17 protein-coding genes and 1 tRNA gene are annotated in these 26,977 nt (G+C 34.2%); 6 read left to right on the forward strand and 12 right to left on the reverse strand.

Annotated features, from left to right (window positions below):
• Positions 1–4 precede the first annotated feature (4 nt).
• Positions 5–86, forward strand: a tRNA-Leu gene (locus IPI15_RS04705).
• A 109-nt stretch (positions 87–195) separates the two neighbouring features.
• Complete coding sequence (locus IPI15_RS04710; protein ID WP_287419346.1) at positions 196–696, forward strand: hypothetical protein; 501 nt, start codon at positions 196–198, stop codon at positions 694–696.
• Positions 697–971: 275 nt separating this feature from the next.
• Here the strand turns inward: IPI15_RS04710 and IPI15_RS04715 are convergent, their stop codons facing one another.
• Positions 972–2,024 carry a T9SS type A sorting domain-containing protein gene (locus IPI15_RS04715; RefSeq protein WP_287419347.1) on the reverse strand — a complete coding sequence of 351 codons (1,053 nt, stop codon included), beginning with the start codon at positions 2,022–2,024 and terminating at the stop codon, positions 972–974.
• Positions 2,025–2,229: 205 nt separating this feature from the next.
• Here IPI15_RS04715 and IPI15_RS04720 point away from each other — a divergent pair, with 205 nt between their 5' ends.
• Positions 2,230–2,775: a hypothetical protein gene (locus IPI15_RS04720; RefSeq protein ID WP_287419348.1), complete on the forward strand. Its 546-nt coding sequence runs from the start codon at positions 2,230–2,232 to the stop codon at positions 2,773–2,775.
• 791 nt (positions 2,776–3,566) lie between these two features.
• Here the strand turns inward: IPI15_RS04720 and IPI15_RS04725 are convergent.
• The 9 genes from IPI15_RS04725 to IPI15_RS04765 form a co-directional block, all read right to left on the reverse strand.
• Positions 3,567–4,799, reverse strand: coding sequence for a cation:proton antiporter (locus tag IPI15_RS04725; protein WP_287401072.1), 1,233 nt, complete (start codon positions 4,797–4,799; stop codon positions 3,567–3,569).
• A gap of 2 nt (positions 4,800–4,801) precedes the next feature.
• Positions 4,802–5,620 (reverse strand): DUF8492 domain-containing protein, encoded by an 819-nt coding sequence (locus IPI15_RS04730; protein WP_287419349.1) that lies wholly within the window; start codon positions 5,618–5,620, stop codon positions 4,802–4,804.
• A 17-nt stretch (positions 5,621–5,637) separates the two neighbouring features.
• The gene (locus IPI15_RS04735) at positions 5,638–6,078 is read right to left on the reverse strand and encodes a DUF389 domain-containing protein (RefSeq protein ID WP_287419350.1); all 441 of its coding nucleotides are present in this window, start codon (positions 6,076–6,078) and stop codon (positions 5,638–5,640) included.
• A 355-nt stretch (positions 6,079–6,433) separates the two neighbouring features.
• Positions 6,434–8,515, reverse strand: coding sequence for a fibronectin type III domain-containing protein (locus IPI15_RS04740; protein ID WP_287419351.1), 2,082 nt, complete (start codon positions 8,513–8,515; stop codon positions 6,434–6,436).
• 1,199 nt (positions 8,516–9,714) lie between these two features.
• A complete protein-coding gene (locus IPI15_RS04745) occupies positions 9,715–11,319 on the reverse strand; it encodes a sensor histidine kinase (RefSeq protein ID WP_287419352.1) in 1,605 nt (534 codons plus the stop codon).
• Positions 11,320–11,333: 14 nt separating this feature from the next.
• On the reverse strand, positions 11,334–12,671 hold the full coding sequence (locus tag IPI15_RS04750) for a ligand-binding sensor domain-containing protein (protein WP_287419355.1): 1,338 nt from the start codon (positions 12,669–12,671) through the stop codon (positions 11,334–11,336).
• Positions 12,672–13,115: 444 nt separating this feature from the next.
• Positions 13,116–16,058: an ELWxxDGT repeat protein gene (locus tag IPI15_RS04755; protein ID WP_287401076.1), complete on the reverse strand. Its 2,943-nt coding sequence runs from the start codon at positions 16,056–16,058 to the stop codon at positions 13,116–13,118.
• A 110-nt stretch (positions 16,059–16,168) separates the two neighbouring features.
• On the reverse strand, positions 16,169–16,807 hold the full coding sequence (locus tag IPI15_RS04760) for a response regulator (protein ID WP_287401077.1): 639 nt from the start codon (positions 16,805–16,807) through the stop codon (positions 16,169–16,171).
• Positions 16,808–17,334: 527 nt separating this feature from the next.
• Entirely contained in the window at positions 17,335–17,937 is a 603-nt protein-coding gene (locus IPI15_RS04765) for a response regulator (protein WP_287401078.1), read from the reverse strand.
• A 115-nt stretch (positions 17,938–18,052) separates the two neighbouring features.
• On the opposite strand from IPI15_RS04765, the gene IPI15_RS04770 reads away from it, so the two are divergent.
• Together IPI15_RS04770 and IPI15_RS04775 are read left to right on the forward strand one after the other, a co-directional pair.
• Complete coding sequence (locus IPI15_RS04770) at positions 18,053–18,244, forward strand: hypothetical protein (protein WP_287419357.1); 192 nt, start codon at positions 18,053–18,055, stop codon at positions 18,242–18,244.
• Positions 18,231–20,480 (forward strand): tetratricopeptide repeat-containing sensor histidine kinase, encoded by a 2,250-nt coding sequence (locus IPI15_RS04775; protein ID WP_287419358.1) that lies wholly within the window; start codon positions 18,231–18,233, stop codon positions 20,478–20,480. Before IPI15_RS04770 ends, IPI15_RS04775 begins: the two co-directional genes overlap by 14 nt.
• Before the next feature lie 723 nt (positions 20,481–21,203).
• Here the strand turns inward: IPI15_RS04775 and azu are convergent.
• Both azu and IPI15_RS04785 read right to left on the reverse strand, forming a co-directional pair.
• Positions 21,204–21,719, reverse strand: coding sequence for an azurin (azu, locus tag IPI15_RS04780; RefSeq protein ID WP_287401081.1), 516 nt, complete (start codon positions 21,717–21,719; stop codon positions 21,204–21,206).
• A 66-nt stretch (positions 21,720–21,785) separates the two neighbouring features.
• Positions 21,786–22,631, reverse strand: coding sequence for a helix-turn-helix domain-containing protein (locus tag IPI15_RS04785; protein ID WP_287401083.1), 846 nt, complete (start codon positions 22,629–22,631; stop codon positions 21,786–21,788).
• Positions 22,632–22,843: 212 nt separating this feature from the next.
• Here IPI15_RS04785 and IPI15_RS04790 point away from each other — a divergent pair, with 212 nt between their 5' ends.
• Positions 22,844–26,977, forward strand: coding sequence for a thrombospondin type 3 repeat-containing protein (locus IPI15_RS04790; protein WP_287419359.1), 4,134 nt, complete (start codon positions 22,844–22,846; stop codon positions 26,975–26,977).

Consider the following 26,977-nt stretch of genomic DNA (forward strand, 5'->3'; position numbering starts at 1 on the left):
TATTGCGGGTGTGGCGAAATTGGTAGACGTACCAGACTTAGGATCTGGCGCCGCGAGGCATGGGGGTTCGAGTCCCTCCACCCGCACTTCTTTTTACCCTGATGTCTTCAAAATCTATAATTTCCTTTTCTAACATTTATGTCCAACGACTTTCGTTGCGAATACGTTTATTTAGAAATCAATATCAGCGTTACTATGAAATTTGTGCTCTTTATAGCTTTGACTATTTTGTCCGGATGCTGCTTGGTTTCTTCACAAGATTGTGGATGCAAACCTCCAGAACCCGAACTTTTAATTGAGGCAAAATCTTGGATTGAATCCTATCAGGAAGACGCACCCTTTGTTTTCAAGAGTGATAATGGAATTTTAGATACATTCACTATCAGCAAAAATTCAACAACAGAATTTTGCGGTGGTGATGAATGTGGAAGTAATTGCAAAATCGAATCTGCCACATTAACCTCTTCATCGAATCCAGTAGTCCAATTTCAAATATCTGCTCACGACAGACAGTTTGTCGATTTTAGAGGATCGAATTCTGCTGACTTTGGGCTTTACGCATCATTGAATGTTTCGAATGAGAAAATAAGTTCGCATTCCGGAGGATCCGCTGATGTTTTAAAAAATTATAAATTTTTAGGAGATAGTACTTTCGTAGTTTATGTATATGATGATCAGCCATCAGGAAATTTTTGATTTTTTGAATTATACTGTAGCCAAAGATTTCGGTTTAATAGAGTTTACCAGGAAAGATGGTCGAGTTTGGCGCAGGGAATTTTGATATTTCTATTAATATGAATTTTCTAGTTTTGTAAATCAAGTAATTAAAATAAATAGCAATAACTCCCCCTTGGCCCCCTCAAACAAGGGGGATATGTTTTCACCTCTTATTCCTCACTCTTATTGTCATCTTTTTGATTTTGGAATCATAGTATTACATTGGAACTTATTTATGAATTCCAATTTGCATCTTAATTTACTTTCAAATATTTAAAACTTTTGTTTTGGCTGTCAATTTGCAGATGAATTATGTAGATGCCAGATGGATAGTTTGAAATATTAATTACATTCTTAGCTTCAGCTGAGCTGATTTTTTTGCCAAATAAATCATAAACACTAATTGCACCAATTCTTTCGGATCCAATAATCTCAATATTTCCATCACCTGGATTAGAGGATACCATAATTTTGTCATCAAAACCAGAGGTTGAAGTACTAGAAAGACAAGCTTGTTTCACTTCATTTTCATTGTTGCAACCGATTGCATTGTCTGAAAATACGAAAAAAGAAGGAGGAGCGATTAAATAATTACATATTGCTTCAACTGCACAAGTAGTAAGTAAAGGATTGAAATTAACAACAAGACTTGAGGTGAGTAGGGCTTCATTATTAAGCCCTTGGAGTGAATTTATAGTATTATTTTCATAAACCCTCATGGAGCCGTCAACTTGCAATAGTCCGCCTAACCCTGATAAGTTTTTTAGATTATTGTTTCTAAATATAGCAAAATCATTAGCGACATATTTAAGACTTTCAAGCCCTTCCAAGCTAGTCATTTCATCCATACCCCAAACTTGGAAAATACCCATCACTGAGTCTAGTTTGTTCAATCCATTTAGATTTTTAATCAAAGGCGACCCTTCCAAATAACAATATTCGCCCGCTACGACCTTTAAATTGTTAAGTCCCTCATAGGAAGTAAGCCCTTCGTTGCTCTGAATTCTGACTGCGTCTCCAATGCGTTCTAATTTTGACAAACCTTCAAAGTTTTTTAGCATGGAGCTTCCCGTAACGAAAAACGTTCCCTTCACTGATTTAATATTATCCAGACCAACCAGGTTTGTAATGTCGGTTGCTAAGACGCTGAGATCACCTGCTATTTCTTCACAGTTTGGATAATTCAGTTTGAATTCATCCAATGAAGCTTGAGAAGTAATATATAAATTTGAAGGAGGACATTGACTTAGGGATAAGTTATGGATCAAAAACAATATTAATGTTATTATAGTAAAATTTATTTTCATGATATTTGATTTATTGACCGTTCCGTCATATTTAACTTAATTTATAATTTTTGTAATTATAGAAATGATTTAGTTCTTTAATTTACAGTAATCATAATATCGAATAAAGTTAAGCTCAAAAACTTTGCTTAAATCATACTTTCGGGTGAATTATCACATTGTATTACAGATAACTTTGAATTTTAATTCTAAAATCTGTAAAAACATGAAAAGATTCTTAAGTATTTTATCAATTATATTTCTTTCACTTAATGTAAGCCTGGGACAACAATCTTTCAAAGTAACACATCTGCCTTTGGATGCAAAAATGGATGCCGGCATTCCTGGAAACCTAAATACCGGTCAAAAGATGAATGACCTTTCCTGGGCATGGCAAAGCAATGTAGCTTGCTTTGTTCAAACTCAGCAAAAGAAATTTACCGGAAATCATGTTTTGTATTCTATAGATGTACCTTCCGGATACGAATATGAAATTACCGTAACACCAAAAGATCCTTCACTCAACCTTAGTCTCTATGGTTATATGGTAGGGGAGATAAGCGATAATAATATTGTGCCACGTTTAAGTTCATGCATTCGATGCGAAGCTGATTTTAAGTGGGATTATAAAAAGCGTGGGCTGGTCCAGGATCATAGCAGAACGATCAAATATATTCTGGCCACCACTCAGCCTTACAAGGCAATCATTGGTGTAGTGGGTGCAGAAGGACTCGCAGAAGGAGATTATGTATTGAGATTTAAGCGGAAGTGAGGGAGGTCAGAAATGTTGAATGTTGGATTTTAAATGTTGAATGAGAGAGTAGTCGGAGTCGTAAAAACAATAAGGATGGCGATTTTAGGAAGGTTAGAATATGGAATTTGGAGTGCAGCGAAAGCCCCGCTCTTGATTTGAAATAGAATTTTAGATCTATGTGAATAGCATTCATTTTGTTATAAGGATTAATATTTAAATGAAGCTAAATTCTCCGCTTTCAATAGCCCATGATTTTAATCAGGGGTAAATGAGGTTAGAAATGTTGAATGATTAATGTTGAATGAGAGAGCTGGCGTATTCGCAAGATATTTAAAGTAGGCGAGTTTTGGAATTTCGAATTATAGTTGTTGGAGTGCATGGAAAGCCACACTCTTTGTCGGGAATTGAATATTGAATAATTTAAGGGAATTGAATCTCTTGGATTATGAGATAATGACTGATTATAAGTTGAGTATATGCAAAATAAATTTTGCAGACACCATAACGCCCACAGTCCCGAGAGATACGATTCGGGATAGGTTAACTTACGCTCAGCCCTTCATAGCGAATTACGAATAATAATTTAAAGTTAAAATATGATCGTGAATGTTCGGCGTAGGATAACCTACGTCGGGGTGTCACCAAGGTTTCACTTTGAAATAAATTAAATAGATGATTACAAACCCAAGCTTTGGAGAGGATCGTAGGATGTTCCTCATTTTCACAACAAATTTTTATAAAAAAGTATAACCATTGAAATGATTATCTGTGATCAAAATCCAAGCGCCAAACATCAACCCCCAAATAATTTATTTCAATTTCCTCACAAGCCTCTCAATAGTCATTCCTTGCACCAAAATACTAACTACCACGATCACATAAGTTATCAATATCAGCAAGTCTCTTTGTGGACTAACGGGAAGTGATAAGACCAAAGCAATGGAAAGGCCACCTCTTAATCCTCCCCAAATGATTATTTTTGCTTCTGAATTCGTTATTTGTACTATACGAGGCAATAGTAATTTAGGTAGAAATACGACTATAATCCTTGACAATAACACAATAAATATCGTAATTAGAGAGATAATCAGATAAGTAACATTGATGTCTATTACTATGATTATAAAAGCGATAGTTATGAATAGTAATGCATTCAGAATGACATCAAATAATTCCCAAAATTTACCAATGTATTCCTGGGTAACGTCGCTCATTGCCTTACTTTTCTTATAATTTCCTACTAATAGCCCCATGATTACCATCGCTAATGGTCCGGAAATATGAATGAAATTACACATCCAATATCCACCCATAACAAAGGCTATAGTTAGTAAAACTTCCGTTTCATAATCATCTATAGATCTCAACAATCTGTGCAATGTAAAGCCTAGTATAGCTCCTATGATTCCACCACCGAGAGCTTCTTGTGCAAAAAGTTTACCAAAAAAAACAAGATCTATTCCGTCTGATTTATGATTTAAAGTGTGCAACAGCGCTACGAATACAACTACTCCAATTCCATCATTGAATAAGGATTCACCCACTATGGTAGATTCAGTTTTTTGTGAAACCTTAGCTTTTGTCAAAATTCCAAGGACCGCAATAGGATCAGTAGGTGACACTATTGCTCCTAGTATTAAGCAGTATATAAGTTCTATGTTAATCCCAAACCAACCGCAAAGGTAGTAGAATGAATAGCCTATTAAAATAGTAGATAAAATTACTCCTGGAATAGCAAAAATTGCAATAGGCTTTATCTGACTTTTTATATTAGCCCAATTAGTATGTAAAGCGCCGGCGAATAATAGAAATCCAAGTAAAATATCAAGTATAAAATCGCTGATTTCTGCTTTTTCTATAAAATCATGAATTTGAGTATAATGTTGGATATCCCAAAACTTTAAACTAATTATTCCTAATGATAAGATAGTTGACAAGAAAAACAGCCCAATGACAAAGGGCATCTTAATAAACCTATGGTTGATATAGGCGAATGCAGCTGAAATAATGATCAGTAAGGATATGATGTGGTATAAACTCATTTTTATTCTTTAATTATAACAAGGGTATCAAGGTTGAATTTTTCTATTGTCCAATTTTGCAGTTTTAATTTATCCACATTAGATAGGTCCACTTTAGATTTATATATCAAAATAGGTACTCTGATCGAGCTATCTTTTTTAATGAAATATTCATGATTAGCAATCGACAATAAAGTGAGTTGCGGAAAAAGGCTGTTGGCTTCTTTCATGAATTTTAAATTGTCATAATTGTTCTTTTTGATTTCATTTTCTAGAATAGAAACTCTCGTGTCATTTTGAAGATTTGTAGCACCCTCATTTCTGATTTCATTTAAAATTGAACTTTTTATTTTTTGTAATTCATCCTCTGAATCCTGTTTTAATACCAAAATTGTATTGCTTAATTTATATAGAGGCAATCTATTACATAGGTCTTCATTTTCAACAGAATCTAACCTATGATCGAGCAATGCAATTTCAATAGTTTTGGGGTTTGAATAGTAATTTGTTTTTTTATACAGAATTGTTTCTCCTTTACTTATTAGTTCATTTGTTATAAATCTATCTGCTGATTCTTGAAATTTTTGTCGATTATAAAGTCTGTACGCAAAAAATGTACTTGGTATCAGCAAGGCTAAGGTCAAAATAGTCAATCCGTACCTCACATGTTTTTGGTCCTTTTCATTAATTAATTTTGTAGGAGCATATTTCATGTATTTGACAACAGCATAAGTTGAGATACAGATAAAAACTGAGTTGATGCAATAGAGAAAAAGTGCACCAAAGAAATATCTAAATTCACCTGAAGCAAGTCCATAACCTGCAGTGCATAAAGGCGGCATGAGTGCAGTTGCTATGGCTACACCTGGGATTGGATTGCCTTTTCTTTCCTAGTAACAGCTATTACTCCTGCTAAACCACCAAAAAAAGCAATTAATACGTCGTAAATATTTGGTGAAGTTCTTGATAGAAGTTCTGATTGAGCAGTTTTAAATGGGCTTAAGTAAAAATAAACAGTAGAAACCGCCAAACTGACGATCGTAGCAATAAACAAATTTTTTAAAGCTCTTTTCAAAAGTTTAAAATCAAAAACACCTAAGGCAAACCCGGATGCCACTATAGGCCCCATTAAAGGAGAAATAAGCATGGCACCAATGACAACTGCTGTGGAATTCATATTCAATCCAACAGATGCAATCAATATAGCACAAGCCAGAATCCAAAGATTTGGGCCCGAGAACGAAATATTTTGCTTTATATTTTCAAGCGTTTCTTCCTTATTGGCCTCGCCTTCATGCAAGTTAAAGATATTGTAGAGCTTTCTAATCATTTAGTAAAACTACAAAAAATCATACTTTCAATTTTTAGAAAAAATATAAGTGTGTATAATGAATTGTAAAAAGCCAAAAAAGAAAAGACTTAGAGCATAAAGATTCCTCGCTTCGCTCGGAATGGCGTTATGATGATGGGATGGGGGTATAAAGATTCTGTCATTCCGACTGAAGGGAGGAATCTGTCAAATAAAGGTCAACTACTATATTCATATCCATCTTTTTATAAATTATTTATTAAAATATATAAGTTGGTGTGCAATTTTTTAATACACACAAAATATAGCGTTCTAGAATTTATGTTGATAGATATTTTGAGGTTATTTAAAGTTCTATGCTCATGACATTTGAAAATCCTGACTTTCTCCCTTTAGAGTCTTCAGCTTTTATCGCAAATTGATATTTTCCTCCGGTAATAATTTTTTCTGAGTACTTTAAACTTCCATCTATCTTCTTTAATAGCTCAAATGGACTCTCGTCTTTTGCTATATAAATTAAATACTTTGTCTTCTTATTATTTCCTGGTTTCCACTCCAGTAAAAGATCATTTTTTTCATCGATTATACATTTCGTTAGAATTGCCGGGACTACTTTTGACTTATCTATTACGATGAAGCTGATGTGTGCAATGTCTTCTGAGATAAGTCCGGCATCGTCAATTGCTATGATCTTGTAGGTATATCTGTTTCCAAATTTTAAATTTTTTTCAAGTATAATTTCATCGATCTTTAGTTTTTTCACTAAAGTAAAAGCTTTACCGTTTTCACTCTTGAATAATTGATGGTCCACGACATCCTTACTTCTGCTTGGCTTCCAATTAATATAGACGGAGCTGTCACTTACTGCATAATCAGTAATACTTGGCGGCATAGGTGGAATCTTGTCAGGTCTTTTGACCATTTTTGATTCGGAAAACTGTGATACATGTCCGTTATGATCTACAGCTGTAACCTTATAATATACCTGTTCTGTGAGTGTTTTCATAGTTACTGTATCGATGTAGTTATTTATACGTATAGGTTTTTGCAATATATTTGTGTATAAATGATTATTACTATTCGCTCTATATATAAAATAGCCAGCCATATCATCCTCCTTGTTTTTGTCCCAACTTAGCCTGACAATACCGTTGGAATCTATGCTTGCTTTAATATTTAAAGGTGCTGAAGGAGCTATTGTATCTCTAAATGCAACAAGCTTTGGAGAAGAGAACACTTCGTTGCCCGCAGTATCAATGACACTTAGTCTCAAGTACATTTTTTCATTGATATTTTTGGCTTTTTGTGTTAATATCGTTGTGTTAGGGGGGATGATTTTCTTATTTGTTTTTTCAAATGACCCATCACTTCTATATCCCTTGTAAATATTATATCCAGAAATATCTTTTTCTAATCCTTTCTTCCACTTTATTGTGTACTGCCCATTTTGAGCATTTGTAGTTATGTCAATAATTTCAGGGACTTGAGGGCCTGTTTTGTCTCTTCCCATCGCTTTAATTGACTTGGAGGAAGTAGATAATTCTCCAAAAGGTGTTACACCAATTAATCTGTAAAATATTGGTTTATAATTAATTACCTTTATTGAGTGCGAGAATACATCATTTGAAAATTCTCTGGATTCACCCCCTACAAATGGAATTTCCATCAGTCTTTTAAATGATTTATTGTCTGTTGAGCTTTCAATGAAGTATGCAGAAAAATATTCTTCATGATATTCCCGATCCCAAAATATATTAATTTTTCCCTCAAGTTCGGAAATATTACTTATTGTAGGAATTGGTAAATTCTTTTTTAAAGTTTTTAGAATTATTACACCGTGGATGACATTTGGGTTATTGATCGCACTTACTCTGTACAGGTAGCTTTCCCCGGCTTTTATTCCTGTATCTTTGTAGAACAATCCAGCCGATCTAGCTGCTTCTTGACTAATATCAGACATGAGCATTGTCAGTGAATATTTATTGATGAGATCTTGTCTTTTACTACCAAAGTTCATAACAGGATCTATTTTATCATCAAGATCTCCGTACAAACACTGTGCAACTGTCAATTCTTCTTTTGAACAATTTAGAATATTTCTTTTGAATTCAGCCGCTGATCTTGATCTAATTACTACTGTATCTCTGGATGCCAACAAAGGCAACTGTAACAAAGTGTCTATCAAATACCTTTCTATGAGATATCCTTTGAAACTCTGGTCGTACCATGGTTCTGAATTATTAACTCCCCATCTGAGCAATACATTAGATCCATCATATTTAGCTATGACTTCAATTCTTGAAGTTGTATCTGCTTTAATCTTATTGTTGAAACGTAAAGTATCATTCTGAGCTATGATACTTTGGGGATATAATATACCATTTAGGGCAATAACAATTGCTAAAGTCAAAATTTTGTAAAATGTCATCACACTTTTAATTTTTACGCAAATTATAAATTGAAGTATAGGATAATTAATTCTTTTGGGTGAATTGCAAAATGGTTTATTTCTCTGCATGCATTTTGAGATTGGTGGAAAGTAAATTTGTATGACAAAATAGTTGCCGAAAAAAATGTAAGCGAGCTAGTATTTCTATTTTATTTAAAAAGGATAGTGTAAATTGCTGAGTACTAGATTTAGTTATTTTATAAGGAATGATTTGCATGTATTTTTGTGCCACCTTATATAGGGGACACATTTACAAACTTGCTCCAATAAGTCAACGTTTAATACTCATTTGCATTTTATTTGCTTGTTTAGGTATGGTTCATAGTTACTGCCAATCCTTTCCTTTTATTGGGCTTAACTCAAATAATTGTGGGGATGAAGATCCAATTATTTATTAGCAATCCTTGGTTTAAAAAATTACGAGAAAGAAATTTTATTTAAGAAAGTTACTACTGAATAATTTTTTGTAAAAATAGAATAGAAGATTTTAAATAAACTTTTAGTATGTCAATTACTCAAGTTTCGGTAGTCAAATTTTCTTTTTTGAAAGATAAATTTAAATTTTTATAAAATGTTAGATGTTAGTTCTGATGTAATTCATTTTATTCCAAAATCAAAAGATAACTTAAATAAAGTTGAACGCAGATGCCGTTGATATTTATGATATAGAAAGTTGTTTAGTACAATATTCCCTTCTGCAAGAGGGTGAACGACGAAGAAAAGGTGCAAAAGCGACCTTTTCAAGGAAGTGAAACGAAACGAAGTCCCACGATAGAGGGACAAAGTGTAGTCAGAACATCTTAAGTTTACCTGCCGTAAGAATGGAGACAGTAAACGAAAAGATGCCTCTGTGATGCCAAGGGGGAGTTGTCGATATTTATAATTTTTATTATTTACATATCGTTTATTAACAATGTTATGCAATGCGTTATATAAGAGAAGGTAGATTTTAGATTGCTTTCCATCAATCACATGGATATTTTTTCTATTCAACTTATTAAAAAAAATATATGAATCAATTGAATAAGCTCCCTGCCGTCACTTCTTTAGTCAGCCAAGCCCGCCGTCACTTTCTCTAGTCGGGCAAGCATCTAACATCTAATCCCGTAGCTGCGAGACCATCTACCTTTGTTTCTTAACTGCCTAAACTTGAGTCAATTACTTTGTTATTTATTGATTCAGCTATTGCTATTCGTTAATTCTGAATGAGGTAGTCGACAAATTATAAATACACCTTCACCAGGTTGAGCTTCAATAGTACATAATCCATTTAATTGTTTACAGCGCTCTTGGATGTTGTTCAATCCGTTACCATTACTTATTTTATTCTTTTCGTATCCTTTACCATTATCTTTTATAGACAAAATCACTTCCTTTTCCAATTTATACAATTGCACAATAGCCTTAGTTGCTAAACTATATTTTGCTATATTATTGATAGCTTCTTTAACTATTAAAAGAAGATTTCTCTTTTTCTCCGGGTCTTTTACAGAAGCTGCTAATATTTCATCAATAATAAAATCGCAACTAATATTTTTTGGTGAAAGTAACTCATAACTATAATTTCTCAGCCTGGATTCTAATGTAAAATTATCTTCACTTGAAGACTTCATACTCCAAATGATATCATTCATTCTTCCCATCAGATCTTTAGAGGTCAATGCTATTTTCTCGATCATTTTTTTACTTTCATCCGGCTTTGAATTAAGCACGTGGCCTGCCAGTTCTCCATATATGCTCATACTGCTGAGCGTAGCACCGATATCATCATGTAGATCTGTAATGATGCGCTCTCTCTCTTTTTGTACTGCAAATTGTTTTTCTATTTGCTTCCTTTGCTCTTGTAGCTTATATCGTGTAATGACTTTGCCAGTATAATATACTGAAACGATAATTAATAAAATCAAGAAAATTTTAAACCAAAGTGTTTGCCACCAATATGGCATAAAATAAATATTTATCAATTGCGCTTCTCCTGCCTCTTGACCATCTGCATCCATTGCGATTATTTCAAATTGATAATTGCCGGGAGTTACATTCACGAATCTTGCTATGCCAGAGTTTCCTGCAAAGATCCATTCGTCATTGTAATTCTTTAATCTGTATTTAACTTTTACTTTTTCAGGATTAAAAAATTCAATAGCATTGAATTCTATTTCTACAAAGGAAGTACCCGGGTTTATCTTTAAGTCAGCATATTTATTAATAGATATTGGTTTCGTTGTAATTAACTCGTCAGCCTTTATACTTATAATTTGCAATCTTGGTTTTGAAATAATAAATTTATCCGGCACATTGCCAGATAATTTATTAATTCCATTGACTCCACCAAATAATAAATCTCCGCTCTTCATTGTGCAAAAAGCGTTTGAGTTAAATTCCATGTCCTGTATTCCAAATTCAGATCCAAAGTTTTTGAATTGACTTACATCCTTATTAAATCTACATAAGCCTGAATTGGAGCTGGTCCAGAAAAATCCATTTTTGTCTTTTAAGAGGGAATATACATATAGATCTGGCAACTGTCGATTAAGTTCCTCTAAGGGTTCTAATATTTGTTTAGAAATAACATAACTGTATAAGCCTCTTGTCGTGGCCAACCAAAGTGTATCGGGAGCCACAGATAAAATACATTTTACAAATAATGATGAGTCGAGCTTTTTTACAAATGAATATTTATCGCCTTCCTCCTTTAATAAATTTATTCCCTTATCTCTTTGACAATTTAGAAGAATCTGATCAGGCAAGTAAAAGAGCAGAGTATTCAAATCAACTGCACTCAATGGTTTTAATCTTTTTACCAATCTTTTTCGGTATCAAATAATAATAGATTTCCATATGTTCCAATCAATAGTTTTCCATCAGGCCTTTCTAACATTGATATTATTCTATCGATAAAAAATTGGTTTGAGATTATAGTTTTATCAGATTTAGGTAGATATTGAATTAACCGTTCGCCTCCAATCCAGATATTTCCACGTTTATCTTTCATCATACATTCAAATGACAAGCCACTTTCTTTCACAATGGTTTTAATGAACTTTCCTTTGTTGTCTAATTTTACTACACCTGTTTTTTCAATTGAGGCATAAATATTTCCGAATTCATCACTTTCAATGGCTCGGATGAAATTGTTTATTTTGTAATGTGATGCAGCAACCTTATTTAGCAAATGATCAAATCTGAAATTATTTAGGTTGCAATAATCTATACCATTTCCAAAACTAAGAAGCCATAAATTATTGTCTAAATCCCACATAATAGGTTCGGCCCCCGGTGAAATGCTATTTTGGTCTTCTGGACTGTTTATTAGTTTATTGATGTATTTTTTTTCTTTTAAACTAAAACAATAAAGTCCATCTTCAGCGGAAATCCATAATTGCTCATTGCCATCAGTGAGTATTCGAGTGTACTTTCCAGTATTGATTTTTTTTCCCTTATAATAATATTTAGTAATCGTATTGCTGATCCAGTTGTAACAACACAGAAGTCCTTTATTAATACTCCAGATTTCATCTTTCAATCCCATGGCATAATCAAAGAGTAAGAATTTTGGATTTACATTTTTTAATTTCCATTGCAATTTAAGAGAAGAGTCAATTGCGCTTCTGTAAATATTTCCAGCCTTATAATCATAATAATAAAAAGACGATTGATAAATTTCATTGGGGTGGAAATACGCTACAATACTTAAATCTTCGTTTTGGGGTATATAAAGAAATTGTAATTTTTTTTCTTTTAGATGATAAATTCCCAATAGGCCGGTATTGGATCCTATCCAAAGTCTGTTGTATTCATCTATGTGTAGAATACTGATAGATTGTAGTTTAATTCCTTTTTTTGCAATTGCAATTCCTAAATCAATTGTTTCAAAGGTGTTTTGTGTTTGATCATATTTAATTAGTTCGGTATCATATTTGCTCAACCATAGATTACCATCTTTATCCTCCAACACCTTTATAAGAGAATGGCTTTTCAATGAAGTATTATTCTTGGTGACATCGACAAATTTAACCCCATCGTACCGATATAGGCCACTATGTGTGGTGATCCATAAGAATCCTCTTGAATCCTTGAAGACGCCATTACAAACGCTTTGAGAGAAACCTTTTTCTTTGTTTAAATGATTAAACAAGAGATTCGTTGATTGGGTGTAACCAATAAATGATAAAATTATAAAGAATGAAAAAAATAAATATTTTTTTTTCAAGGTAATAAAACTGCTTTTTCTTATTCTGACCTTCATTGATTCTTTCTTCTAAATAAAAGTGAAAGTGAGAAGAAATAGTTGATCAGTCCACGAATGGTCATATCAAGTTTCATTTCTAAATTAATAATTTTAAACAAGTGAAACATTTATGAATAGATCAATTCCCAGCAAAATATGCAATATAATAATTCATATGAATCAACCAAAGATAATTATTTAAAGCATCTCATGCATATCTATCTATTCATGGTTGAATCCATAAGGTTTTGCACGAATATTTCTTTACCACAATAAATAAATTGAACAACTTTAGTTATCGTTTTTGACTTTCAAACAGCTGTACATAATTACAATAATTTATCTCTATTATTAATTTTTTATAAACCTCACTAATTGAGATTTATTTTGACTTGTTATCCTTATCGTATATACACCAGAAGCAATGGCACTAATGTCTAGTCCATTTGAAGCCATTAGACTACCTGACATAAACCTGGTTTGAACAGCTGAGCCATTTGTATTGTATATCTCTACTAAATTTGAAGTTTCCGTACAGCCTAATATTTTGACATTATCGTTAGCAGGATTGGGATAAACTGCAAGGCTATTGTTGTTGCCTAGTAAAACACTTTTTATCCCTGATAGGGAAGTTTTACCATCTGCCTCATGAATTTTTAACCTGTAATAATTGATTCCTATTTTTGGAGTTTTATCAATAAAGTCATAATTAGTTGCATTGCCAGAAGGTACAGATCCGATAGTATTCCATGCCTTTGCTTCAATGGTACGTTCTACCAGATAGTTTTTTATATTAATCTCGTTTGAAACCTTCCATGAAATTTGGACCTCTTTGTATTTGTATGCTGATGCTTCAAAAGAAAGTAAATCGATAGGTAGAGGAATTCCTTGAAGTGTAAAATTGAAGTTACCTCCGGTTCCATTGAGATCAGTGACTTTTATATAAAGTTTTACATTTTCACGTGTTTCAAGTTCTCCGTTAAATAATTCTATTGGATCTATATTGACTATTTCCTGCATGTTTCCCTGGAAGTTATTGACGCAACCGCCAGATACTTCCGTAAGACTTCCACAAGAGTTTCCTTTGTATACAGTAATTGCGGCATCAAAGCCATCGGCTTCAGGCACTACTCCTAAGCTAACTATGCCACTGTTTGTGTTTTCAATATCCATCGTATACCACAAGTCGCTTTGTTGGGGTGCTCCAGATGAGTTATAACAAGAAGAGGGAATATTGCTATTCGAAGTACCAGTAATAGTTTGCGTTCCAGGATCTGTAAACTCACCGGGATTTGGAGTAAGATTATTAGGTCTGTCGCAATCATCATTAGCCTGAATTAAAAAAATCGGCTGATCATAATCTATCTTTAGTGGGCATAAATAGTTGGTAAAACTAAAAATATAGCCACCCACAGGTAAGTCATCGATAAATATGCTGTCGTCAACGGATGTAGCCGCGGCACCATATTCTTCATAGGTCAGTATATTTGTCATCACTACAGTCCATCCTGATACTGCCGCACAGGCCGAAGTAGTAAGCTTGAATCCCACCTTTCCATTATTAGAAAATAACCCAGTAGGTCTTTTTTTAATGTTAACAGCCACTTCATCATTACAGCCATCAGTGAGTACAGGAGAGAAATCCTTTATGGCAGTGCATTCGACGTGTTCATCTGGATATGCATAAAATAACCAAAGAAAATTAGGATCTATTGGAGCCGGAATAGACACAATAATATGTTGACCTTTAGGAGCTGTCCATGTCCCTTCATACCCCAGCAACAATATATCGGGCTGCGACAAAGTCCATGTATCATAATTGTCATTTGACTCAAAAGAAAACTCAACTATTGCGGCACTATCGCACCCTATTCCCAACCCTTCATGATAGTCAGCATCTACAACTTGCAAGTCAGAGAAACAAGGATTATCAACATAAAACACTTCTGTTCCAAAATCAGGGTCAGTAGCTGTCAAATAAAGGCGATCTCTTATGAAAGTTAAATTTTTGGGAGCAGCATTGGCTGAACCTGGATTGATATCCTGCATGAGCACAGTGCCGGCTTCTGTGCCATCTGTCTTCCAAAGCTCTGTGCCGTGAGTACCATCATTTGCTGAAAAAAATACCAAATCATAATGGCCTTTCAATCCGGTAGGTAGGGCAGAACCGGATACACGTATATCTTTGATCATAGAGGTCCCCGAGGTAGTACCATTGCTCTTCCAGATTTCCGTTCCGTTTACACCATTGTTTGCCGCGAAATAAAGAATTCCATTCAAATCAAATCTTTGAAAAGTTCCATATAATGGAATCATTCCATTTGCGCCCGGATTAACATCTTTAACCATAACTGTGCCTGATTCTGTGCCGTCACTCTTCCATAACTCGACACCAAGTCCTCCACTTTGAGCAGTAAAATAAAGCAGATCTTCACCGGCGGTAATATTGGATGCAAATGAAGGCTCTATGCCCGTTTCAATATCTTTCAATATCATCGTTCCACTTGGTGCGCCATTACTTTTCCATAATTCTTCACCATGTGCATCATCATAAGCGCCGAAATACAAATCATCATTAAATGCTACTAGGTCCGTTGTGACAGAAGTATTAATCGGCATTAATTGAATGGTGCCGGGAACAGTTCCATCGGTCTTCCAAATAGAAATACTAGCTCTAAAGAATAACTCATTTCCAACAATTGTGAAATTTCTAGGTTCGCTACTGCTATTTTCGTCTCCCGGCAGTATGTCCATGAAGAGAACTGTTCCTGCAGAAGTGCCGTCGGTCACCCATAATTCTTTGCCATTAACGCCATTATTTGCTGCAAAAAACAACTTGTTCTGGAAGACAATTGCCTGAAAAACGCCAGAAATTCCATTATCATTTACACCGGGTGGGCCAATATTTTTTAGCAACGATGCATTGTTTCCATCTAAGTCACACACCCAAGGCTCAGTTTTGTAGGTTGAATTGTACCCTGCGAAAATTAATTTATCACCAAGCCTGAATATTGGCGCCATACCTCCACCGGGTACTCCAGGATTAATATCATTCAATATTTGAGTTCCTGCTTCTGTGCCATCAGTCGACCATATTTCAGAGCCAGTTGTAGCTGAAGTGGCACGGAAAAAGACTTTATTGTTGATGAGCTTAAAAGCATCAAAAGTACTTTGGCCGGTCTCTGCCCCGCTTGCTGTGCCCGGATTGATGTCCTTGAGTATTTCAACTTGTGAAAATAAAGTGTATTGAATGCAAAAAAATAGAATTATTGTTTGTAGTAGAATTTTGATCATGAGCGCAGAATTACAGATATAATTTTTTTTATTGTAAATGTAGCCTGCATCATCATAACTGGCAATAGCTAATACTAGTGACAGTATGTTCGTAAAAATATTAATATTTACTAGTCAGTATCAAAGAGCTTCAATTTATGGACCATTGAAATTGCCTCACCCATTGAGTGTACCTGAAGTTTTTCATATATTTTTCGGATGTGGCTATTGACTGTAAAATAGCTGATTCCGAGCACGTCAGCTATCATTTTGTAACTGTCACCTTTAGATAGATTTTTTAAAACTTCCAACTCTCTTTCTGATAAATTAAGGTCTCTCTTTTCTGATTCTTTACTACTGAAAAACCTCATTACCTTCAATGCTATGGATGGGCTCATGCTGGCGCCACCAGCCATTACCTCATCAATGCTTTGTGATATTTGTAGCACTGAGGCGTTTTTTAGTATATAACCCTCTGCACCATATCTAAGCGCAGTAAGGATCTTATCGTCATCGTCAAATGCAGTTTGAATAATGATTTTTATATGTGGGAAATTTTCTTTGACAATTACTACACCTTCAAGACCATTTACAATTGGCATTTCTATATCCATCAATATTAAGTCAGGTTTATCAGTAGCAACATTTTTTAGGATATTAGCACAATTCCCATATGTCCCTACACACTCCATATTTTGTGATAAGGAAATTAAAGCATTGAGGCTTTCACGCCTTGATACATTATCATCATATACCGCTATTCTTAACATGAAACAAACTTAGTCCTTTTAAACAATAAATTTAATAACTAATTCTAGTCATTCAAATTGTAAAGACAACATAATAATAACGAATCGAATTTCTTGGTATAGCATCCTGAAGTTTTATTACTAACTCAAGTTTAGGTAGTCAAATTTTCTTTTTTGAAAGATAAATTTAAATTTAAATAAAATGTTAGATGTTAGAAGGTAGATTTTAGATGGCTTTCCATCAATCACATGGATATTTTTTCTACTAAACTTATTAAAGAAAAAATATGAATCAATTGACTAAGCTCCATCTAACATCTAACATCAGCCATCTACCTTTGTTTCTTAACTGCCGAAACTTGAGTTACTAATCAAGATTTTTTAATTGGGTATTTTATTGGAATAACTGGTCAACTAAATATTTCCTTTTGTCTAAGAATAAAATGGATTAAAATAAAGAAAGTAATCTTTGGTGAATGTAAATGAAATTGCAGTTATTATTGTTGATTATTAAGTAGTTATAAATTTTATATTTACTATAGGGTATATTAACTTGATGATAAATTCCTCAAAAAAGCCAAGGCTTCTGACCTTGATTCTACATCAAGTTTAGAAAATATGTTTCTTAAATGGGTCTTAACTGTATTGACTGACAAATGTATTCTTTCCCCAATCTGCTGGTTTGTGAGTCCTTCCCAAAGTGCTTTAAGTACTTCGTATTCTGCTATTGAAAGTCCGAAGTGTTGTTTAACAACCTCGAAAGAAGGAAGTCCTTTGTCATGACTCATACTATGGTTGTACAATGCAATTTCGATTGAACTAATGATATCGCGGTCATTGAATGGTTTGACGATGTATCCATATGGCATCGTAACTTTTGCAGAATCAAGTACCTCCTTACTCGAATAGGAGGTAACAAAAATGAATGGGATGTTATGGTTTTCATGAAGTATTTGTCCAATTTGTATACCATTCAAATTTCCCTTGATCGAGATGTCTAAAAGAACCAAGTCAGGTTTTCTGCTGGAGATCATATCCAGCGCACGTGTGCTATCATAAGCGATACCAGCTACTTCATAATCATTTGCGAGCAAGGTCATCTCAAGATCTGCAGCTATGATAGATTCATCTTCAACAATTAAAATGCGCACGATTCGTCTCTTTAATTTTGTTCAAAAGTAATTAAGTTCAATGCTTTAAATTAATACTTTAGGGTGAATCTATTTCTAAAAAGTAATTTTAATTTGCACGCAAATTTTTTTTATTATGAAAGGTTTGAATGAAGAGGCCCATTCGGCTAAGATCATTAAAATGAATGAAGATCTTAAGGTCGAAGAGTTAAGTATGTTATTGATAGAGAAAGAAAATATCGATAAATTATTAAATTCGTTGGTTGAAATTGATATTGAAATAACTAACCACTTAAAAAATCTAAATGATACAAATGATAAAACGTAATATCTTCCATCGGATCATTGCATTGATATTTATTTTATCATCCTCTGGAAATATTGGGTATGCAAATCTAATTGACAAAGATTCTATATTGCAATATCTGAATATAAATGGCACAGAGGCGACCAAAAATTTCTTAAAAAGGAAAGACTTGAAGTTTCCTGATAAAAATACGCAGGTTCAAGCGGAGTATTTGTTGGCTTTTCTTTTGTCAGGTAATAACCCTGAGCAAGTATCAGATAGCCTCGCTAGACTTCCGGTTGTTCAAAAAATGAATTCAGAGGATATTAAGGACTTATTGAGATTTATAAATGCCACTATTGATTTTTTAATTGAAGAAAAAGACACATACATAATTACTAATTTAACAGGCTACAAAATTGCATTATCGCGCTACTATAACAGGGAATCATATGCTTTTCTTAGCCAAATAATTACTTATTACAGATTATTCAAAGATCCAAAGAATGTTGATTCTACGCTTGTAAAAATGAAAGATCTTGTCGGAAAAGATAAATATTTGATGGCCAGATATCGCATAATGGAAGGGTATATTTTTATGTCTAACCAAGATGACAATTGTATCACATCCTTTCAGAAGGGAATTGAAATGATGGAACCCTTTCTGGGCAAATCAAATGATTTTTTAGTTTCTGAGCGCAATAGTTTAATTTCTGATTCTGTCATCATTGCATCAGCTTATTCATCATATTCCAGATGGATTCAGGGAAAAGGTGACCTTAAGCGTTCAGGTGAATTGCTTATTATGGGCAAAAAAATGATCCCTGCTGACAGTCTGTATGTTATTCATCAGATCAATTATTATAACAACCTGTCATCAATCTATGCCGATTTAGGTAATCCTTCGAAATCGATTGAATATGCTATGTTAGCAGCTAATATTACAGATAAAAAAAAATATTCAAAACTCAGGAATTCAAGTGTCGCACTTTTCCTAGCCAAAGCTTTAATATCTAATAGATTATACCAGCAGGCTTTAGATGAATACCAAAAGGTACTTAAAACTGCAAAAGCCGGCTCGAAAATGTTGCGTAATACTTATTTAAATATTGCGCAGGTCTACCAAAAAATGGAAATGTTCGATTTGATGAATTCTTACCTTAAACAAGGGGATAGTATAGAAGTAATTGGGGTGGATGTGGATATGTTAACACCTTTGCTCAAAGGATATAGAGCTATTAATCTTAAAAATTACAAGGAAGCTATTAGAAAAGGTCAGAAAGTATTGGTATTGGCTAAAGATAATTGTAATCCTCGTATTGAAGCCGATGCGTTGTTATTACTATCTAAAGCTTATGAAGGCGCCGGAAACTATTCTGAAGGTCTTCATTATTTTAAACTTTACACCCAAAGCATAGACATGCTTTATAATCAAGGACAGGAAATGGCATTATTTGACCTGACTGAAAAATACGAGAATCAAAAAAAAGAAGCGCTAATATCAAATTTAAATGAAACTAATATTTTAAAAAATTCTGTCATAAAAACTCAACGATTATTTTTAGTTGGTTTGTTAGTTGGCGCTCTGGCACTTGGTATTTTTATTTATCTGTTAATAACCTTTAATAAAAAATTAAGTTCGAGGAATGTCATCATTGAAAAATCGGTAGAAGAAAAAAATATCCTATTAAGGGAGATTCATCATAGAGTAAAGAATAATCTTCAGGTGATATCAAGTCTATTAAAACTTCAGACAGTCTATATCAAAGATGCCAATGCAGTTCAAGCTATTACAGAAGGTCGAAGCAGAGTGCAGGCGATGGCCATCCTTCACCAAAATCTTTATAGTGATACATCTTTAACTGGCGTCAACATTGAAACTTATTTTGAAAATCTAATTCAAGGACTGTTTGATACTTACAATATCAGTGAAGATAAAATCCATCTGGTCAAAAATATTACGCCTCTAATCCTAGATGTAGACACAGTAATTCCGTTGGGCCTGATATCAAATGAATTGATAAGCAATGCGCTTAAACATGCTTTTAACGAATCACTTTCAGGTAAAATAGAAGTTACATTACAGGAAATTAATAGCGAGTTGGTACTAAGAATAAGTGATGATGGAATAGGTTACATCTCGGGAAAAGAAAATCCAGGATTTGGGAGTAAACTCATACAAACACTAAGTGACAAAATGAATGCAATTTTGGAGATCAGCAATGATAAAGGATGCACGGTCAAAGTAACTATAAAAGAGTTTCAAAAAGTGGGTTAAACTTCTTTTTAACTTTTTGCAGCAATGTGTTCCATTAAATATTTTTCTTTGAATCAATAATCAAAATTTAATTTAAATTTTTTAGGGTCAAAATGTTAAGGGTAACGAAATTTTTTAATGACCAATATTTTATGGAATAATTCAAAGCTGAATTTCAATTGAAAATAATTATTGGGACTCAACTAATTTCTATTCGATACTAGCTATGAATAACATTTGATGTTATATTTTAACTCAGATTTCTACTTATAATACGAATTGGAATTATATAATTGACTAATAATTTGCCATAAAATACAGAGCTTTACAATACCGAGCTGGGTTACGTTTTGCGAATAAAGATTACTCGCTTCGCTCAGAAAGACGCTAAGTCGTTTGGATATTGGTGAAAAATGAGGCGGCGCAGCCGCCTCATTTTTCACCCCCTCAAAACAAATGTTTTGTCATTCCGACTGAAGGGAGGAATCTGCCAAAATAATGAATAAGCCATTAAAGATTGATCTTAATTAATTGCATAGCTTATACGAAATGGAATTATCTTATTGGTCTTATTTATATTTGCGTTTCGTATAAAACAGAATAATTTTAAAGATTTTCAATAAATAAATTTGCTCTGAATTATGATTTTTAAAATTTAATTTGAATTACTGACCAATTGTTTCTATAAAAAAACAAATGCCGCGAATGCGGCATTTGTAGAAATATTAGATTAAGTATGAGGGATTATTCTACACTTAGTTTACCCTTCATGGTCATGTGATGACCAGGGAATGTACAGATGTAATCATAACTGCCTTTGGCTGGAGCATTAAAAGTTATGGTGGTACTTTCTCCACCACCAATGAGGTCGGTATATGCGATGATTTTGCTATGATCAGCAGGGACATATCCGGTAGTACTTGCTTTTACCGCTTCCTCGGCAAATGCATTTACATCTGTTCCCTGAGCTAAAAGCACAAAATTATGCCCCATAGCGTTTTTAGCCATTTTTCCTATATGCTTTAAAGTTAGAACTATTACCTGGCCTTCATAAGCATCAATGTTAGATAAGTTGTATTTCATCATATCGTCACCTTCCAATGTTACTTGCACAGTATCTTCTCTTGGAGTTGTCACTTCCTCTTCCTCCACAGTGGTATCAGGTTCTTCAACCTTTTTTTCTTCATTTTTACATGAACTAATGGAGAAGATGCTTAAGGCGAAAATCAATAATAGAAATTGAAATTTAAACTGTTTCATTACTTAATATTTTTTTGCAAAGATATGTTGAAGAATTTAATAAAATCAGGACGCTTTCAGCCAATATTAGGACAAATCAATCATCTTTCTGTATTGTGTAGGACTATAATTTGTCTCTTTTTTAAAGAATCTACTGAAATACGAAGCATCTTCAAAGCCAAGATTCGTACTTATTTCCTTAAGAGTTAAATTCGTCTGATGAATTAGCACTTTAGCTTCAAGAATGGTGACCGCCTTTATTATTTCGGAAGCTGTTTTACCGGTTTCTTTTTTTATACGCTTATTTAGATGATTTGGAGTACTATTTAGATTGAAAGCGTATTCTTTGATAGTCCAGTTTTGCTTGAAATGTGCATGCACCAGAGCATTGAACTTATAAAATACATCTTTCTTTTTTTCTGGATTAATAGGTTTTTCTCTAAATGTTAGAAACAACTCTGCAATAACAGTAGATAGATAAAAAGATATTAGACGATAATTTCCAGGTTGTTCCTTTCTACTTAAATATAAATTACGAATACGAGTCAATATAAAAAATAAATTTGTTGAGTCCTGATTTGTGAAGTGAAAATAATCGTTTATACTTGGCTGCGTATGTAACATGTCTAAAAATGGGTTCGCACCAATAAACTCATCAGAGAAGTGACAGTAAAAACCTTCTAAGTCTTTTGATAATAATGATGTAGAAGTTATATTGTTTTTAGGTGTAAATAATAAATCATTTTCAAAAAGCTCGAACGAATCTATTCCTACAGACTTAGTCATTTTGCCCTTTATTACATATACAAAGTCATTTACTGTCTTCTTATGTGGAGGAAGTGGTATGTTGAAATATACATCACCTTCTTTAAAATAGTGTATAAAGAATTGACTTATGGTATCATCATTTAATAGCTCCTTGTTGCTATTCATGATATGATATTGCCTCAATATTATTGGGCTTAAGGTCGGTATGTTTAGCTTTTCTTTCAAAATTCAATATTTGCAAAATAGAAATATAATATAATCTTTTTGAATTGAAAGTTTATAATTGTCAAATTAACAAAGCCTAACAAATCACCCGAAAGAATGAAGGTTTTTTTTTCCATGTATATAATTTTACATATTCATAAAAACAACTTATCATGAGATATTTTATACTTCTACTTCTAGCTTTTGTTTCAATTAATTTATGTGCTCAAGATAATACCTGGATTGGTAATACCGGTAATTGGGATGTTCAAACAAATTGGTCACTAGGAACTATTCCAAAAGAAAATCATAATGTAAAAATAACGGGTTCTTCATCTAAAGTAACTGTTCCTGTTGCCTTTTTGGCAGTAGCTAAGAGTCTCTCAGTTATTGATAATAGCAAACTGGTAAATAATGGTACAATAACAATCAATACGCTCAATACTTTTGATGGTATTTATAATAATAGTTCTATTACAAATGTTGGTACAATAAATATATCAAATACCGGCGGTGCCGGAACTGTAGGGCAAGGAATAAACAACTTTGGTCTTTTTGACAATGACGGAGTTATATTCATGGGTCCGGATATCAGAGAAACCGGCATCTGGAATAGAACAGGTAGTACCTTTAATAATAATAATGAAATATCATTTACCGGTTCGATTACTGTATGTGGGATTGATGCAGTAGGAGGAACATTTAATAATTATGGAATTCTTGATAATAAAGCGAATACCGGAAATGCTTTTATCCTTGTTTCTGGTTCAGGCAAATTTTTCAATCATCCATGCGGTATAATAAATGAAACCACTAGTGAGCAGATTACAGCCACCCATTTGGTCAATTCCGGTATAATTAGACTTAAAACATCCTTGCCCACGACGATCACTTCTAATTCAGGAGTCATAGCGAATCCAAATGGAAGTGTCATATCTGGCACGAATACAGGCAGTATCATCACGAATTCAAACACAATCGTATGGACTGGCTGTGGTCAGAATGGTTCGACTTCCAATGCCGCAAACTGGGTTGGATTAACTTCATCACAATTGGCAGATGGAAACGATCATGTCATCATACCAACAGGGCCAATGAACACCGGTAATTATCCTTTCCACACAGGTCCGGGGTTAAATATGACTTCTACAAGTATTATAGAAATCAATGAAAATGCCAGTATAACTTTTGCTGATATTAATGGCAATGCGATTCAAAGTGCTGGAGTAATTAATCTATTTGGTGAGATAATTGTGCAACATAGCAGTCAAAATGGAATTAGAATTACGAATACCGGAACTTTGATTGGTGGGGCGAACTCTAACATAACTGTCATGAATGTAGAACAAAATGCGATTAGAAATGATGGTATGATTAATTTTAGTGGGTCGATTACGACTTCCACAAATGTTGGGGCATCCGGGATAAATAATACCAATGAATTCAATCTTTCCGGTTCCGGAGAAATAGATATAATAGGTGCAGAAGGCGTAGGGATTATAAATAATGGTGATTTTAATACTTCAGGAAACACTTCAGTTTATATAAACGCTGCTTTAGGTGGTGGTTTTTTTAATCAAGATGGTGGAGTTGTTAAAAATGCAGGTATAATGACTATTAATAACGTCAGTAATACCGCTTATCTTCAACTCGCTAGTTCAACATTCAATAACACCGGTAATTTTAATTTAACTGGTGCAGGTACTGCAACCGGCATCTTAATGGAATCAGGAGGGATTTTAGTCAATGCCGGATGCGGAATTCTCAATTTATCTAAAAAAATGCAAAAAAATAGTGGAACTTTTACAAATGCCGGAGTAATTAATAACACTTTCATTGGTAGTCATTCCATTACAGGTAATATTGTAAATACGGGTCTAATTGTCAACTACAACGGTTCACTAGATCTTACAAAAATTACCAATAATGAGATTGTATTAATACCAAGATCGACATATCCAGGAGGAACGATTTCGCCTTTTTATCACGGCGCTCCCCCTTATTCTACAACACTTCAAAACAATAGCCTGTATGCCGTTGGGACTTCTACTGTCATTGGCACTTTTACTCCCGGTACAAATTCTTTAAAAGATGTGTCAGGATATGGAGAAGGAAATTTCAATTATGAAGCGAAATTTACATTGAACGGTTGCCCACTATATTTTACAAAAATTCCTATTACACTGGACAATGATCTGAATCCTGATAGTGATGGAGATGGTGTTCCCGATAATGAAGATAACTGTCCCTCAATTTCCAATCCAAATCAACTCGATACAGACAACGATGGTATGGGTAATGCATGTGATACAGATGACGACAATGACGGAGTGCCGGATGTATCAGACAACTGCCCGTTAATTTCCAATACCAATCAATTGGATTCCGATAATGATGGTCTGGGTAATGACTGTGATAACGATGACGATAATGATGGTGTTCCTGATGCCTCAGATAATTGTCCTTTGGTTTCTAATACAAATCAGCTAGATACAGACAATGATGGTATGGGCAATGCCTGTGATGCTGATGACGACAACGATGGTATACCCGATACACAGGATAATTGTCCTTTAAATTCAAATGCGAATCAACTCGATACTGACAGCGATGGTATAGGTAATGTCTGTGATAACGATGATGACAATGACGGGGTGCCGGACGTTTCAGACAATTGCCCATTGACAGCCAATGCAGATCAGGGAGACATCGATGGAGATGGCATGGGAAATGCCTGTGATACAGATGACGACAATGATGGTGTACCTGATGTTTCAGATAATTGCCCACTCACACCTAATTCGGGTCAAGCCGATACTGATGGAGACGGCATTGGTGACGCTTGTGAGGATGATACGGATGGCGATGGCATAAATGATAACGCTGATAATTGCCCTTCGATTTCCAACCCCGACCAGACTGATACAGATGGAGACGGAATGGGAAATGCCTGTGATGCGGATGATGATAATGATGGAATACCCGATACTCAGGATAATTGTCCGACGATACCAAATCCTGGCCAAACTGATACAGATGGGGATGGCATTGGTAATGCTTGTGACGATGATGTAGATAATGATGGGATTCCAAATAATCAAGACAATTGTCCAACGATATTCAATCCAGCTCAAATTGATACAGATGGAGATGGAAAGGGAGATGATTGTGATAACGACGATGATAATGATGGAATTCCCGATGAAGTTGATAACTGTCCTCTGACCTTTAATACTTTTCAGGTTGATACTGATAATGATGGTATAGGGGATGCTTGTGATACAGATGATGACAATGACGGTTTTCCAGATAACGTTGATAATTGTCCATTTACATTCAACCCTGATCAAGCTGATGCAAATGGTGACGGAATAGGTGATGCATGTGCCGATGATATAGATGGTGATGGCATTCCGAATGTACTTGATAATTGTCCAAATATTTACAATACTGATCAATTAGATTCTGATGGCGATGGTATGGGTGATGCGTGTGATAATGATGATGATGGAGACGGAATTACTGATTCATCAGATAATTGCCCTTTAGTGTATAATCCTGATCAACTAGACACAGATAGTGATGGTATAGGAAACATTTGTGACAATGACGATGATAATGATGGAGTAGGAGATGACACGGATAATTGTTCTTTCATTCCAAATGCCGATCAGTCTGACGCTGATGGTGATGGCCAGGGTGACGTTTGTGATGACGATGACGACAATGATGGCGTTCCTGATATTAGCGATAATTGTCCGTTTACTCCAAATCCTGATCAGCTAGATACTGATGGGGATGGCATTGGTGACGTCTGTGCAAATGATATTGATGGTGACGGAATAAAAAATTCAGATGACAATTGTCCTTTGGATTACAATCCCGGACAACTAGATACAGATAATGATGGAATTGGAAATGTTTGTGACGCAGATGACGATGGCGATGGGGTAGAGGATGTGGTCGATAACTGTCCATTGGATTTTAATCCAGATCAAATTGATTCAAATGGAAATGGAATTGGTGATGTTTGTGATGGCACGTCAGCCGTGGATGACATTTTACAATCTATCAAAGTGTACCCAAATCCTGCAAATGATCATCTGAAACTTGTAAAAGGAGGTTCCGAAATTAAGGCTTGGTTTATTTATGATGTTTATAATAGATGCTTAGTATTTGATAAAAATGTCAAAGGTAACGAGGACGTTACAATTAGCTTAATGTCATGTAATTCAGGTGTCCATATTATAAGGATAGAACTTGCAAGCGGAAGCACTTTAATAAGAAGATTCACTGTCATAAAATAA

Origin of the sequence: Candidatus Brachybacter algidus (genome assembly GCF_016707225.1) — a bacterium.
GTDB lineage: Bacteria > Bacteroidota > Bacteroidia > Chitinophagales > Saprospiraceae > Parvibacillus > Parvibacillus algidus.